11 protein-coding genes are annotated in these 14954 nt (G+C 65.0%); 2 read left to right on the top strand and 9 right to left on the bottom strand.

The window, feature by feature from the left end:
• Positions 1–80 precede the first annotated feature (80 nt).
• From ACZY1I_RS09710 to glyA, 5 genes are all read right to left on the bottom strand, one after another.
• Positions 81–1526, bottom strand: a complete 1446-nt coding sequence (locus ACZY1I_RS09710; protein ID WP_463754365.1) for an adenylate/guanylate cyclase domain-containing protein — start codon at positions 1524–1526, stop codon at positions 81–83.
• A gap of 58 nt (positions 1527–1584) precedes the next feature.
• Positions 1585–2460: a polysaccharide deacetylase family protein gene (locus tag ACZY1I_RS09705; RefSeq protein WP_463754129.1), complete on the bottom strand. Its 876-nt coding sequence runs from the start codon at positions 2458–2460 to the stop codon at positions 1585–1587.
• Positions 2461–2627: 167 nt separating this feature from the next.
• Positions 2628–3929 carry a PhoH family protein gene (locus tag ACZY1I_RS09700; protein ID WP_463754128.1) on the bottom strand — a complete coding sequence of 434 codons (1302 nt, stop codon included), beginning with the start codon at positions 3927–3929 and terminating at the stop codon, positions 2628–2630.
• 258 nt (positions 3930–4187) lie between these two features.
• Positions 4188–5015: an acyl-ACP desaturase gene (locus ACZY1I_RS09695; protein ID WP_463754127.1), complete on the bottom strand. Its 828-nt coding sequence runs from the start codon at positions 5013–5015 to the stop codon at positions 4188–4190.
• Positions 5016–5252: 237 nt separating this feature from the next.
• Positions 5253–6533 (bottom strand): serine hydroxymethyltransferase, encoded by a 1281-nt coding sequence (gene glyA / locus ACZY1I_RS09690; RefSeq protein WP_463754364.1) that lies wholly within the window; start codon positions 6531–6533, stop codon positions 5253–5255.
• A gap of 134 nt (positions 6534–6667) precedes the next feature.
• On the opposite strand from glyA, the gene coaA reads away from it, so the two are divergent.
• Positions 6668–7606: a type I pantothenate kinase gene (coaA, locus tag ACZY1I_RS09685; protein ID WP_463754126.1), complete on the top strand. Its 939-nt coding sequence runs from the start codon at positions 6668–6670 to the stop codon at positions 7604–7606.
• Positions 7607–7797: 191 nt separating this feature from the next.
• Here the strand turns inward: coaA and ACZY1I_RS09680 are convergent, their stop codons facing one another.
• The 4 genes from ACZY1I_RS09680 to ACZY1I_RS09665 form a co-directional block, all read right to left on the bottom strand.
• Positions 7798–8220, bottom strand: coding sequence for a hypothetical protein (locus tag ACZY1I_RS09680; protein ID WP_463754125.1), 423 nt, complete (start codon positions 8218–8220; stop codon positions 7798–7800).
• Between the two features lie 164 nt (positions 8221–8384).
• Positions 8385–9470 (bottom strand): methyltransferase, encoded by a 1086-nt coding sequence (locus ACZY1I_RS09675; RefSeq protein ID WP_463754124.1) that lies wholly within the window; start codon positions 9468–9470, stop codon positions 8385–8387.
• A 95-nt stretch (positions 9471–9565) separates the two neighbouring features.
• Positions 9566–10936 carry a hypothetical protein gene (locus ACZY1I_RS09670; protein WP_463754123.1) on the bottom strand — a complete coding sequence of 457 codons (1371 nt, stop codon included), beginning with the start codon at positions 10934–10936 and terminating at the stop codon, positions 9566–9568.
• A gap of 109 nt (positions 10937–11045) precedes the next feature.
• The gene (locus ACZY1I_RS09665) at positions 11046–14369 is read right to left on the bottom strand and encodes a GH12 family glycosyl hydrolase domain-containing protein (RefSeq protein ID WP_463754122.1); all 3324 of its coding nucleotides are present in this window, start codon (positions 14367–14369) and stop codon (positions 11046–11048) included.
• A 395-nt stretch (positions 14370–14764) separates the two neighbouring features.
• Between ACZY1I_RS09665 and ACZY1I_RS09660 the strand changes: the two genes are divergently transcribed.
• Positions 14765–14954 (top strand): DUF3106 domain-containing protein (locus tag ACZY1I_RS09660; protein ID WP_463754363.1); only part of this gene is annotated, 190 nt, incomplete at its 3' end.

Raw genomic sequence — 14954 nt, 5'->3', positions numbered from 1 at the left:
TTAGCCGGGCGCAGCGGGTCGCGACCATCGGGCCGTCGCGATCGCGGCTTAGCCGGGCGCAGCGGGTCGCGACCATCAAATTACGTCTCGGCAGCGACCGGCGCAGACACGTGCGTGGGTTCGGAGCGACCGCGTAACACGGTGGAATAGCTTTCGGCCCAGTGCTTGCGCTCGGCGTCGTCAGCGTGATCGATGGCGGCGCTCGAGCACAGGATTCGCCGGTCCGAGGTCTTGGCCAGGTCGGACAGGCGCGCGGCCTCGTTGACCGCATCGCCGATCACCGTGTATTCATAGCGGTTTTCGGCACCGATGTTGCCGGCGAAGACTCTTCCCGCCGACACACCGATACCGAAGTCCACCACTGGCAGCTGGCGCAGTTTGTTGTGCAGCGCACGAGCCGTGGCCAGGGCGGCTGAGGCTGGTTGGTCCGCGCGCAGTGGCGCACCGAAGATGACCAACGCGGCGTCACCCTGGAATTTGTTGATCAGGCCCTGATATTCATCGACGGTGCCGACCACAATCCGGAAGAAATCGTTGAGAATCTCGGCAACGTCTTGCGGCGAACGGCTTTCGGCGAGCTGGGTGGAGCCCACCAGGTCGATGTAGAGGACGGCCGCATCCACCACATCGCCGGACAGCGAGGTTCCCTCCTCCAGAGCCCGCCGGGCCACATCGGTTCCGACGTGGCGGCCGAACAGGTCCCGCAACCGGTCGCGTTCCTCGAGCCCGGCGACCATCCGGTTGAATCCGCTTTGCAGACGGCCGATTTGGGAGCGCTCGTATACCCCGACATAGGTCTCGATGTGCCCCCGCTCGATCTCGCCCATGGCGTCGGCGACCTCGGCGATCGGATCTGAGATCGACCGGGACGTCAAGATCATGGTCGGCAGACCGAGTACCAATGCCGCCAACGACACCACCAAGACCGGCACATCCAGCGACGCGTTGCGGTCGATGAGCCACCCGTACGAGCGCAATACGACGAACGTCGCGATGACGCCGATGGGAAGCGCGCTGCACAGGAACCACAGCAGAACCATTCGCGCGAACACCCCGGGCACCGCAAGACGCGGCTCGCACCCCCGGGTGGCGACGACCATGATGGGCCGCAGGGTGCGTTGGGCGAGCAGTAGTCCCGTACCCGCGGCGGCAGCACCGCCGATCACCACGCCGAGCAGAATGGGCACGATGAGCGCGAGCCCGCCGTCGAGGTTCAACGAGATCAGGAGCGCGCCGCAAGCTACCCACGCCGACGCCAGCAGCAGCGACTGACGGCCGGCGAGTTTCATCGTGGCTTCACGCTGTTCGAGGGTCGGTTCATCGCCGGCGACGTACCACCGCAGGGTGGGCGCGATGATCACGGTGCCGGCGATCGCGACGACGACTGTCGCCACAATGATCAGGAACGCCACAAAACCGGTGTTCTTGTCGGCGAAATCGGCGCTGGCCACGCCCGGGGTGTGGCCGCGCAGCGGGATCAGGATGGCGGCCGCATCGACGACGGCGAGGAGGTAGGCCAGGCTCAGGTCGGTTGCGTACTGAAACGACAACTTGAGAGCCGACTCGGGCGCCCCTACCTCACGCTCAGGCACCGTTATTCGGCCCGCCCGAGTTCTGTCCGGGGATATCGGTGATGGGGAAATTCGGCATCGGCTTGGGTGACGGCGTGTTGGGCAACGCCGGGATCTGGACGCTCGGAATGTCGTGCAGGTCGTTGACGGGCGGCCCGTTCTCGCGGCTCCCGTAACTGCTGCCGGGTGCTCGTGGGCCGAGGAGTTCACTGACCGTCACCAGGTGGTAGCCGTTGGCTTTGAGCACCGGGATGAACTGATACACCAGGTCGACGGTGCTGGAGTAGGTGTCGTGGAACAACACCACCGAACCCGGCTTGATCTGACTCATCAGCAGTTGCCGCGTCGCGCCGGTGTTCGCATCATTAGCCCAGTCGAAAGGTATGACGTCCCAGAGGATTTCGGCCAGACCGAACTTGCCGGCGGTCTCGCGCACCGCAGGGTTGGAGAGTCCGCCTGCCGGTCGGTAGAGGTTAGGCGTGTGGCCCGTCGCGGCCGTGATGGCGTCATTGGCACGGGAAAACTGGCCGGCGATGTCCTCCGGCGGGATCGCCGTCATGTTGGGGTGTTCCCAGGTGTGGCTGCCGAGTTCCATGCCTGCCTCGACGACTCGCCGGGCGCCGGCGGGGTTGGCCGCCACCTTGTTGCCAATCTCAAAGAAGGTGGCTTTCGCGTCGTTGTCCTTCAGGATCTGCAGCAGCCGGTCGGTGTACGGGCTCGGCCCGTCGTCGAACGTCAGTGCAACGCACTTGACGACCGAACAGTTGAGATTGTCGGCACGCGTGATGTGGCCGGTCAGTCCGCCGATGACCAGCACGGCGGCGGCCGCCACGACGCCGAACACTGTGCGCCAGTAACGCCAAGCCTGGTTGTCGGGTCGTTTCGGCACTGGTGAAGTTTACCCGGCGTGGCTGCCACGCCGGGAAACACTCAGTCCAATGGTCGCGACCCGCTGCGCCCGGCTTCGCCGCGCTTACGATCGCGACGGCTCGATGGTCGCGACCCGCTGCGCCCGGCTTCGCCGCGCTTACGATCGCGACGGCTCGATGGTCGCGACTAGTTCGGGCCGCTGATCTCCTCGAGCATCTCGGTGACCAGTGCGGCGATCGGCGACCGCTCGCTGCGCAGCAGCGTGATGTGGGCGAACAGTGGGTGGCCCTTGAGTTTCTCGATCACCGCGGCCACGCCGTCGTGGCGCCCGACCCGCAGGTTGTCACGCTGGGCGATGTCGTGCGTCAGCACCACGCGCGACCCGGTGCCCAGCCGAGACAACACGGTGAGCAGCACGTTGCGCTCCAACGACTGTGCTTCGTCGACGATAACGAAGGAGTCATGCAAGGACCGGCCCCGGATGTGAGTCAGCGGCAGTACCTCGAGCATGCCCCGGGACTGCACCTCCTCCAGCACGGCCGGACTGGCCAGTCCTTCGAGAGTGTCGAACACGGCTTGCGCCCAGGGCCCCATCTTGTCGCTCTCGCTGCCGGGCAGATAGCCCAGCTCCTGGCCTCCCACGGCGTACAGCGGGCGGAAGACCACGACCTTGCGCTGGGTGCGGCGCTCCAGAACCGCTTCCAGGCCCGCGCACAGCGCTAGCGCCGACTTCCCGGTTCCGGCCTTGCCGCCGAGCGAAACAATGCCCACCGACTCGTCGAGCAGCAGGTCGAGCGCCACCCGCTGCTCGGCGGAGCGGCCCCGCAAACCGAACACCTCGCGGTCGCCACGCACCAACTGGACCCGCTTGTTCGCGGTGACCCGGCCCAGCGCGTGCGAGCTTCCGCCGAGTAGCCGAATCCCGGTGTGACACGGCATGTCCCGCGCCTCAGCCAAGTCGATCTCGCCATCGGCGAACAGCGCGTCGATATCATCGGCGGCTGTCTCGAGCTCACGCATTCCGGACCATCCGGAGACCACGACGTCTTGCGCGTGATACTCGTCGGCCGGCAAACCGATCGCGGCGGCTTTGACCCGAAGCGGAATGTCCTTGCTCACCAACGTGACTCGCTTGCCCTCGGCGGCGAGGTTGGCGGCGCAGCTCAGGATCCGCGAATCGTTGCTATCCGTCCGGAAACCCGAGGGCAGCACCGACGGGTCGGTGTGGTTGAGCTCGACGTGCAGCGAACCGCCCTCTGTACCAACAGGAATGGGCTGGTCCAGCCGACCGTGCTCCAGGCGGAGGTCGTCGAACAGCCGCAACGCCTGGCGAGCGAACCAACCCAGTTCGTGGTGGTGGCGCTTGGCTTCCAGTTCGCTGATTACCACCAGCGGGACCACGACCTCGTGCTCGGCAAACCGGCTGCAAGCCCAGGGGTCGGACAGCAGCACAGAGGTGTCGAGCACGTACGTCCGGGTTTGGGTCACGGGGCGCTCCTCGGGGAATACCCGCGCGGACCCACACAGGAATGTCGGTCGGGGGCCGCAGCACCAGGACCGGGGCCGGTCCCGCCGTAGTAGTGACGGAAGGTGCCGCCCTGGCAGCTGAACAATTCGCTGACCATCAAAGGCGACGCTACCCCGCTCGCCGCGCCCTCGCAGCGCAGGCGCGCCGAGACACAACCGAGACACGCAAGAGTTCGAATCGGAACGGGGAAGACCCCCGGTCCGGGCGTTGAATTCGGCTCAGTCCGTGACGAATTGCTTAAGGCGAGGCTCGTCGGCCAAGCCCCATGCGGAAATGCGCTCGGAGATCACCTGCTGCAGCTGGGCCTCGTCGAAAATACCGGCTTCGGCCACAGCCTGCCGCTTGTCCCCGTAGGAGTCGATGTCGGCGCCGACGACCTCGAGCTCGGCCGCGCGGGCGGCAATCGCCTCGATGGTCTCGTCCCGGTTGTAGTCGAGGAGGTGGGCGATCAGGTTGGCGAAGAACTCTTCATGCCGCTCTTCGTCCTTGGCGATCTTGTCGATCAGCCCGGCCAGGATGGGTTCCTCGATCTGCGCAGCCAGGTTGCGGCAGAAGGTCGCGTAGGCGCGTTCCTCGAGGGCCATGTACGCCAGCATGTCGGTCTGAGAGTAAGAGTCAGCGCGGTAGCCCTTCATCACGTACTGGACGCGGGCCTCTTCGTTGGCGGTCGGATCGACCTCGCGGGTCACCACGAGGTATTGGCGCAACGCGATGGCGTGGTGGTGTTCCTCGGCGGTCCACCGGCCGAGCCAGCGGGCCCAGTAGTCCTCGAGAATGAAGCGCTCGACGAACTCACGGTGGTGGGCGGCCACGTTGTCCTTGAGCAGCAGCAGGATCTCGCAGGCATCGGTGATCGGCCGCGGCAGGGTCGCCTGGGAAGCGTCCCAGTCGCGTCCGCCCAGGAATGCGTAGTTCTCGCCACGATCGAACGGTACGTAGTCGTGAGCGAACCAGAGGTTGTCAGTGGCCAGGTGGCGGGCGATATTCGCTTCGACCACTGGCTCGAGTTCTAGAGTCAGCGCATTAGCGACAGGTCTCTGTGCCATGAGGTAACTGTAACTTGTAGACACAGGTTCTTTCAAATTCCTGAAGGCCTTGTCGCACTACCGTGACCAGACGCCAAAGCACCTCATTCGGTGCCCGAATGGGTGCTTCCGCGTCTGCTCGGCGGACCTAGCGGGGTCAAATGCGCCACTCCTCACTCGCGCGCTACGCGCGCTCGCCGTCGTCAGCGGGGCTGAATGCGCCACTCCTCACTCGCGCGCTACGCGCGCTCGCCGTCGTCAGCGGCCGACGAGGCTCCAGTCCTCAAGGCCGTCGTACAGCGGAAACTCCTGCGCCAACTTGGTCACCCGCTCGCGAAGGCCCGACACGTCGGCGGAGGTGCCCGCTGCCAGCGCGAGCGCAATGATGTCGGCAACCTCGGCGAACTCGGCGTCGCCGAAGCCGCGGGTTGCCAGTGCAGGCGTTCCGATCCGCAGGCCCGACGTCACCATCGGCGGCCTCGGGTCATTGGGCACGGCGTTGCGGTTGACCGTGATTCCGACCTCATGCAGGAGGTCTTCGGCGGCTTGACCATCCAGCGGCGAGTTGCGTAGGTCGACCAGCACCAGGTGGACGTCAGTGCCGCCGCTCACCACCGAAACGCCCGCCTTGGCGACGTCGTCGGCCAGGAGTCGATCGGCCAGGATCCGCGCACCGGAGACCGTCCGCTGCTGCTTCTCGGCGAACTCCGGCGTGCCGGCGATCTTCAGCGCCACCGCCTTGCCCGCGATGATGTGCATCAGCGGTCCGCCTTGCTGCCCAGGGAACACCGCCGAGTTGATCGACTTCGCGTATTCCTGCTTGCCCACGATCAACCCGGAGCGGCCGCCACCAAGAGTCTTGTGAATAGTGGTGGACACCACATCCGCGTGCGGCACCGGCGATGGATGCAGCCCTGCGGCGACCAGACCCGCGAAGTGCGCCATATCTACCCACAACTTGGCGTCGATCTCGTCTGCGATCGAACGGAATGCCGCGAAATCCAGGATCCGGGGGTAGGCCGACCAGCCGGCAATGATCACTTTCGGACGGAACTCGAGCGCTTGCGCCCGCACCACGTCCATGTCGATCAGGTGTGTCGTCGGATCCACGCCGTAGAAAGCGTTCTCGTAAAGCTTGCCGGAGAAGTTCAGCCGCATGCCGTGTGTGAGGTGACCGCCGTTGGCGAGGTCCAGGCCCAGCAGCCGCTCCCCCGGTGACATCAGCGCGTGCAGCACCGCCGCATTGGCCTGGGCACCCGAGTGTGGCTGCACGTTGGCGAAGTCGGCGCCGAACAGCGCCTTGGCCCGATCGCGGGCAATGTTCTCCACCACGTCGACGTGCTCGCAACCGCCGTAATAACGCCGACCGGGGAGTCCCTCGGCGTACTTGTTGGTGAGCACACTGCCTTGGGCCTGCAGCACCGAGCGCGGCACGAAATTCTCGGAGGCGATCATCTCGAGGGTGTCCCGTTGCCGTCCGAGCTCCTTGCCCAGGAGCTCCGCGATATCGGGGTCGACCTCCGCGAGGGGGGCAGACATGATCGATGAGGCAATACGGGCGTCAGGTGCAGCAGTCACGGGCGTCATTCTATCGAGAGCACGGTTTTGCGGCCGAATCGCGCTTTGACCAGCCCACCCGTAAGGCACGTTTACGTTCCTGCAAGACTGGCAGCATGCCGCGGCTTAGCGAGCCGAGCCCGTATGTCGAGTTCGATCGGAAGCAATGGCGTTCGCTTCGCATGGCGACGCCGTTGGCCCTCACCGAAGAGGAACTTATCGGCCTGCGCGGTCTCGGCGAGCAGATCGATCTGTTGGAGGTAGAAGAGGTCTACCTTCCGCTGGCTCGGCTCCTCCATCTGCAGGTCGCCGCGCGCCAGCGACTATTCGCCGCCACCTCGGAATTTCTTGGTGAGCCGCAACAGAACCCGGACCGACCGGTGCCCTTCATCATCGGCGTCGCGGGCAGCGTGGCTGTGGGTAAATCGACCACCGCACGCGTGCTGCAGGCACTGTTGGCCCGCTGGGATCCCCATCGGCGCGTCGACCTGGTCACCACTGACGGTTTTCTCTACCCCAATGCTGAACTCGAACGTCGAAACCTGATGCACCGCAAGGGCTTTCCGGAGAGCTACAACCGGCGATCCCTGATGCGATTTGTCACCTCGGTGAAATCCGGTTCGGACTACGCGTGCGCGCCGGTGTATTCGCACCTGCGCTACGACATCATTCCCGGAACCAAACACGTGGTCCGGCACCCCGACATCTTGATTCTCGAGGGGCTCAACGTCTTACAGACCGGTCCGACGCTGATGGTGTCGGACCTGTTCGATTTCTCGCTCTACGTGGACGCCAGGATCGAGGACATCGAACAGTGGTACGTGTCGCGGTTCCTCGCCATGCGAGGCACCTCGTTCGCCAACCCGGAATCGCATTTCCACCACTACTCCGCCCTGTCGGACCCGCAGGCAGTCGTGGCCGCGAAGGAGATCTGGCGCTCGATCAACCGGCCCAATCTGGTGGAGAACATCTTGCCGACCCGGCCGCGAGCGACCCTGGTGCTGCGCAAAGACGCCGACCACTCCATCAATCGGCTGAGGCTGCGCAAGCTCTAGATCCTGATCAGCCGTTCGCTCTCGGTGTGCCAACTTTCGTCGCAAATTCTCGCCCTTGAGGCTTTGACGACCATCGTCAGCTTGCCTGGAAGGCTGCACAGTGATCCGCCGAAGATGGCCCGGAGCGCAAGAAGGCCGACACGGGGCGCGTGCCGCAGAGCGGAGGCGCCCCGCATCGGCGGGGAGGGGAGCTACGCGGCCAGGCGGCGCACTCCCAGGTATTGCAGGCCGGCGAACAACGCTGTGTACACGCCAGAGGCCAGCGTCGCGGCCACGCCGACCGCGGTCATCGGGACCAGTTCAGCCGCGACGATCGATGCCACGGTGTAGACGACGTTCGCCGCGACGACGCCGATGCCCGCGCGTCGCAGGTCCGGCAGCGCCGCAAGGCTGAACACCACCAGGCCATAGAGCACGAAGAATGCGCCCATGCCGTACTCCTGACCCGACGTCAGCCCGGTCAATCGCGACACGGGGTCGGCGGCGACAGCGACGGCAAGACCCATCAGTCCAGTCAGTGTGGCGTCCGCACGCATCGCGAAACGCAGCAGCGCGTCTGTCGAGTCGGACAGGGGCCGGCTGACGCGGCTACCGGTTGCAGAGATGGAAGTCATGTTCGGTACTCCTTGGGACTTGGTGCGGTGGGCTCTGGGTCGAACACTTTTGACGGTGCCGCTTTTGCACTGCCAGATCGACGTATGGCACTGCCAGTTACTGCCACGCACACAATGACCAGGGAATTTGCCGAGATATTCCCGCCTGCAGGTGAAGGTGGACGCTAGACGGCTTGCGCCTCGAGCACGCTGAACGGCGACGCCGTCCCCACCACCCGTTGCAACCGAAAACCGGCACGGTCGAAAAGTCGCTCGTACTCGGCCGCGCTGCGCTCACGCGCGTCCAGCGCGATCAGCATTTCGAGGTCCAACCAGTTCCCCACGTATTCGCGGTGGTGGTCGGGGACCACAAACTCGACGAGCAGAAGGTGACTGCCAGCCGCGGCTGCGGCACGCACGTTTCGCAGGATGCGCACGGCATCGTCATCGGGCCAGTCGTGAATCACGCTCTTGAGAATGTATGCGTCGCCGCCGGCGGGCACGGAGTCGAAGAACGACCCTTCGACAATCTCGGTGCGGTCCTGCACCCGGTGTTCAGCGAGCACGACGGAGGCACCGGCCACGACTTGAGGTTGGTCGAACAAGATGCCGCGAGCTTGCGGCGCAGAGACAAGAACCTCGGCCAACAGCCGTCCGTGCCCGCCGCCGACGTCGACGATGGTGGCATACGGGCTGAAATCGTAGGCGGCGATCACCGGTCCGATTGAGCGTGCGGATCCGTCCGTCATCGCCGCGTTAAAAATCTCGCCGAGTTCGGGCTCCGATGCCAAGTATTCGAACGCGGGTTTGCCGCGCAGTTGGGGGATCACGGACCTGCCGGTGCGGATCGCATCGGCAAGGTAGCTCCAGTGCTCGCGGTGTTGGGGCGCTCCCAGCCAACGGGCCCAGCCCGCAATCGAACCCTCCGTGTCCCGACGAAGGGTCTCGGCAAGCGGAGTCAGGTCATACCGGCCGTCACGACGCTGCCGGAAAATGCCCCGGCCGATCAGTGCCCGCAGCAGTCGGCTGAGCGCATCGGCGTCGGCGTTCACCGCGGTTGCCAACTCGTGGGCCGACAACGGCCCGTTGGCGAGGGCGTCGGCGATACCGAGTTCCGCCGCAGTGGTGATCGCTTGGGCCGCCCACCCGTCGACGACCATCTCCATCATCGCGACGGGCGGTGGGACCATCCGCCGGTGCAGATTGGCGAGGTGATGCCGCGCAGTTTCAATCGCCCGCACGACTTTGGCGGGCGGAAGCTTTGAGGGCATAGCGGTCTCCGTCTCAAGGCGAGTAGTTGTCAACTAAGTGTTCGAACACAAGAGCCACAAGGATGGCCTGTGTAATCGTTCAAGCGGGACGTCGGCTATTCGCTGGAGACGGTGACCCGCCCGCGTAGGTCAGCCGCGATCAACTTAGCCGCCGCGTTTTGCCAATTGTGCAGCGAACGCTGCGGGACCTCGGTGACCAGCCATTGCCATGCTAGGCGGGCGGTCGGATCCAGACCGGCGGCGGTGGCGTTCTGCGCATAGGCCCGCACCCCAACGACATACGGGAAGTACAGCGAGTTGTAGTAGCGCCATTCCTCGGTGGTGCCGAAGTCGCCGCCGTCGCGCGGCTTGAGCCGTGCGATGCCGTCGGCGAGCACCGCCTTGAGCTCGTTTGCGCGCTCGACCGGCTGATCGGGCGCGCCGCGCGCGGCCAGCCGATCGTCGATCACCGTCAACGCGGTCAGCGGGCTGGCGACCAGCTTGCTCAGGTCGGCGTAGTGACCCAACGCCCTGCGGGTAAGTCGAACGAACGTGGCATCGTCGACGTCGACGAGCGGATCCTCGGACCGCAGCGGCAAAGCCGCGCCGGCATCACGCAGCGCCGCGCGGTCTGCCCGTAGCCCCGGCGACCTGGAGAACGCGAGACGGTCCAGAATTCCGGCCAGCGGATCGGCCAGTACCTGCACCGTGATCGCGATCGCCAGACTGGTGAACAACAACACCGTCAGCGCGGTCTGAGCACCCGACTCGGTGCGGGTCAGCGCCAAGCCGATCAGGGCCTGGCCACCGAACAGCGCTGCCACCACCACCGAGCCGGCGAACGACCGCAGCATGTCGGCCCGCAGCGCCTGGCCCTCGTCGAAGGCGTCCCAGAGGGCGACCGCAACACCGAGCAGCATCACGTCGAATCCCGTCGACGCCAAGGCAAGCCAGCTGGGCACCAGCCCGAGCGGAATAATCAGAATGGCGTTGGCCAGCGCGAAGAACAGCGTCGCGAGCACTACCGCGCCGGTGACCGACGTCGGCTGCGCGGGCCGGAGTACCTTTGCGGCCATCGCTCCCAGTGTGGACACCGAGATCACCGCGAACATCAGCCAGTGGCCGAGCCGCAGCGGACCGTTCACGTCGCCCGCCACCGCAGCGGCGAGCAGTGTCAGTGCGGCGACAACCCCCACCATCAGGACCTCGCGGGTGCGCCCGCGGGGGCTGTCACTCGGGCGCGCCAACTCGATCAGCACCGCGAACCACGCGACGCCGGGAACCCCAACCAGGTACACCTCGACCTGACTGAGCAGCTGAGCATGCGCCTGGCTGGTCGTTCGGACCGCGTCCAAGGCCACCACCAGCGCAAAACTACAGAGCCCGATCGACGCCAGCGCGAGCACCGGCTTACGCGGATCACGGGCGAGCAGGTACAGCCCGAGCCACCCGCTCAACGTGAACACCAGCGCCGACAGCGCAGCCATTCTCCTAGTGTGGCACGCCGTGTAGCACCACCAAATGCACAGCGGGCCGGCACCAGTTTCGGTGCCGACCCGCTGCGTCTCGGATGAACCTAGCGCTCGCGCCGACCTGTTAGGTCGTCACATTGGCGGAGAAGGACTCAACCCCAAGGCCCACACCGCCCTGCCACGGCTCGAAGCCCGCTTGGATGCTGGTCAGGTACCAGTTCTGGTTGACCGGCAGGGTGTTGATGCTGTCCGTGTGGTCGATGAAGTCCATCGCGTCGAAGGTCCACACTTCGATCGGCTGGGTCGCGACGTAGGACGTCACGGTGTTCGAACCGTTGCTACCACTCCAGAGCGTGAAGTTCTTCCCCGCAACGTTGACGTTGCCGGTGGGCGAACCCACGGGCTGGATCGGGCCCTGGTGGTTGAACCAGATCATGATCTCGTGATCATTGTTGCCGGTGGTGGTGTAGCTGGAGTCCAGCCAGATGTCGTAGGACGCGTTCCACACTCCGGTCTGCACGTAGTTGTAGTCGATGCTCGTCATCGCCGTGTCAATCTGGTTGAGCTGAATGGGCAGGTTGGTGCCCGGCGACGTGGTTCCGTAGTGCACGCCCTCGAAGATCGACGGGTAGCCCAGCGGAGCACCGTGGGTCGAAGCCGACCCGTTCATCTGGGTGATGGTGAACCCACCGGTCGGGCTGACGGTTACGGTCTGACCGCCCGGGTTGTTCCAGGCGTTGTTCTGCACCACATACCCATCGCCCGTCGTCACCGTCCCGTACTGACTGGAGATCAACGTTCCACCGGTCGGCGGGGGTGTGGTGGGGGGAGTAGTCGGCGGGTTCGACAGCGTCGTGACGTCGGCGGAGAACGAATCGATCCCTAGACCCACGCCGCCTCGCCACGGCTCGAATCCGGCTTGGATGCTGGTCAGGTACCAGTTGTCGTTGACAGGCAGCGTATTGATGCTGTCGGTGTGGTCGATGAAGTCCATCGCGTCGAAGGTCCACATCTCGATCGGCTGCTTCGCGACATAGGAAGTCACCGTGTTCTGTCCGTTGCTGCCGCTCCACAGCGTGAACTGCTTGCCTGCGACCGTGACGTCGCCGGTGGGCGATCCCACCGGCTGGATCGGGCCCTGGTGGTTGAACCAGATCATGATCTCGTGGTCATTGACCCCGGTGGTGGTGTAGGTCGAATCCAGCCAGATGTCGTAGGAAGCGTTGTAGATGCTGTTGCTGGTGGTGTTGTAGTTGTAGTCGATGGTGGTCATCGCCGTGTCGATGGTGTTGAGCCGGATAGGCAGGTTGGTGCCGGTCGACGAAGTGCCGTAGTGCACGCCCTCGAAGATCGACGGGTAGCCCAACGGAGCACCATTGGTCGGCGCCGAGCCGTTCATCTGGGTGATGGTGAAGCCGCCGGTCGGGTCGACGGCGATGATCGACCCGCCCGGGTTGTTCCACGCGTTGTTCTGCACCACGTAGCCACCGTTGACCGTGGTCGTCCCGTACTGGCTCGAGATGACCGTGGTACCGGCCGGCGGGTTCGTCGGCGGGTTGGTGGGTGGATTCGTCGGCGGGTTCGTCGGCGGGTTCGTGGGCGGGTTGACGGTGACCGGGTGTCCGTTGATCGTCAGGTCGGTCGGCGGCGCGTAGGCGCCCGTCTGTGAGACCTGGTATCCGATCGTGATCGAGTCGCCGGGTGCGATCGTCGCGTTGTAGCTGGCCGGGGTCAGGGTGTACTCCGAGCCGGTGTGAGCCAGCGTAGAACTCCACGCATTGCCGATCGTCGCGTTGCTAGGCAGGTCAAACTGCAACTGCCAGTTGGTAATCGGAGTGGTGCCCGTGTTCGTGATCGTGTAGTTGGCGACGTAGCCGCCCTCCCACTGCGACGGCGTCGAATAAGTCGCGGTCAGGCCCGAGCCGGTCGCCGGCGGAGTCACCGGTGGTGTTACCGGCGGAGTCACCGGTGGGTTGGTCGGCGGATTCGTCGGTGGGTTGGCGGGCGGGTTCGTCGGTGGGTTGGCGGGCGGGTTCGTCGGTGGGTTGGTGGGCGGGTTCGTCGGGCCACCTGTCGCGGGATGGCCGTTGATCAGCACGTCGGTCGGCGCCGAGTAGGTGCCGTTGTGGGCTGCCTGGAAGCCGATGGAGACGGAATCGCCGGGCGCGATCGTGCCGTTGTAGCTCTGCGGAGTGATGGTGTAGTGGGTGCCCGACTGGGTGAGCTGACCACTCCACGCGTTGGTGACGTGCGTGTTTTGAGGTAACTCGAACTCCAGCTTCCAGTTGGTCATCGGGGTGGTTCCGGTGTTGGTGATGGTGTAGTTCGCGGTGTAGCCGCTATTCCACTGCGAGGACGGCGAATACGCGACTTCCAGTCCGGACGCCCCGGTGACCGGAGGGGGTACAACCGGCGGCGTCGTGGGTGGCGTCGTTGGTGGTGTGGTGGGTGGCGTCGTTGGTGGTGTGGTCGGTGGCGGGGTGGTTGACCCCCCTCCGGCGGGCTGGCCGTTCAACAGCACATCCGTCGGCGCCCCGTAGCTACCGCTATGCGCTCCTTGAAAGCCGACCGTAACGGAGTCGCCAGGCGCAATGGTGCTGTTATAGCTCTGCGGAGTAAGGGTGTATTGATTGCCGTTCTGCGCCAGCTGGGCGCCCCAGGCATTCGAAATAGATTCATTCGCAGGCAGCTGGAATTGCAGCTGCCAATTGGACATCGGTGTGGTACCAGAATTGGTGATTGTGTAATTGGCGACGAAGCCCTTGTCCCACTGCGAGCCCACGCTGTAGGTCGCCTCCAGGCCGTTGCTGCCGGCACCCGCAGAGTTCGCCGACAGCGCGCTCGCCCCGCTCGTCGTGGCCGAGGCTAGTTCCGAGGATCCGGTTGCTGCGGCCGCGCTACTGGTCGTAGAAGACGTCGTCGCGGTGGTCTTCAACGCGGTGGCGGCGCCGCTTGCAGCGGTGTCCGATGTCGCGCCGCCGACCGTCGCGCCGGCTTCGGCGGCGGGCGCCGCCCCGCCGGGCGTCGTTGGAGATGCCGCGGCGGAATTCTCTCCGGCGCTCGCAGTGGTGGCTTCGGCCGACGCGGGGCGCGGATCCGCACCCGTACCTACTGCTTGACCTGCACCGTTGAAGAGGTCCTGCACGACACTACGCACCAGCGTCGCGTTAGCAGCCTCAGCGTTCGCAAACGACTCTGCCGCACCGTTCAGGGCGCCCACGAACCGAGACTGGAACGCCCCAACCTGCGCGCTGAGAGTTTGGTACTCCTGCGCATTCGCGTTGAACAACCCGACGATCGCCGCCGAGACTTCGTCTGCCGCGGCCGCTGCAACTCTCGTCGTTGCCGCCGCCGCTGCAGCATTGGCTGCGCGGACGGTCGAATCGATTCCTGTAATGTCGGTTGCTGCCGATGCCATCACTGCCGGTGTTGCCAGCACGTAAGCCATGTGTGATCCTTCGATAACATAGATAACGAATTTATATCGGATGCATATGTAATCACGTCGTGACGTTTACTTAGTTCGCAATAACTAACTAATTAATAAACCATCACGATATGATCACGGAACGTTATCATGAATTAATCCCAGCTCGGCAGTATTGCCATAGAATCCTTAGACTCGTGTAAAACAAGCAGCTTGACCAGCAATTCTATGAGTTTAACCAGCAAACAACCTGAGATATGTTCGGCTAACAATGCACTGCGCCCGCCGGTTCTCGCTGACCCCCGTCGGCGGGATTCGCTCCGAATTACGTCGGTTCGTTAGGCGGATACGCGGCTACGGACCGACCCCAACGGCACCAGGTGGGGTTCATCGGCGCGGGCCCTCGACGCGGCAACATGGCGCCGACCCGCCGCACCCGGCTCCGCCGCGCTTGCGATCGACGCGGAAACATGGCGCCGACCCGCCGCACCCGGCTCCGCCGCGCTTGCGATCGACGCGACAACATGGCGCCGACCCGCCGCACCCGGCTCCGCCGCGCTTGCGATCGACGCGACAACATGGCGCCGACCCGCCGCACCCGGGCTC

It is taken from the genome of Mycobacterium sp. IDUB_37, assembly GCF_055419245.1.
The sequence above is the reverse complement of the archived record's forward strand: the minus strand, read 5'-3'. Positions and strand labels throughout refer to the sequence as shown.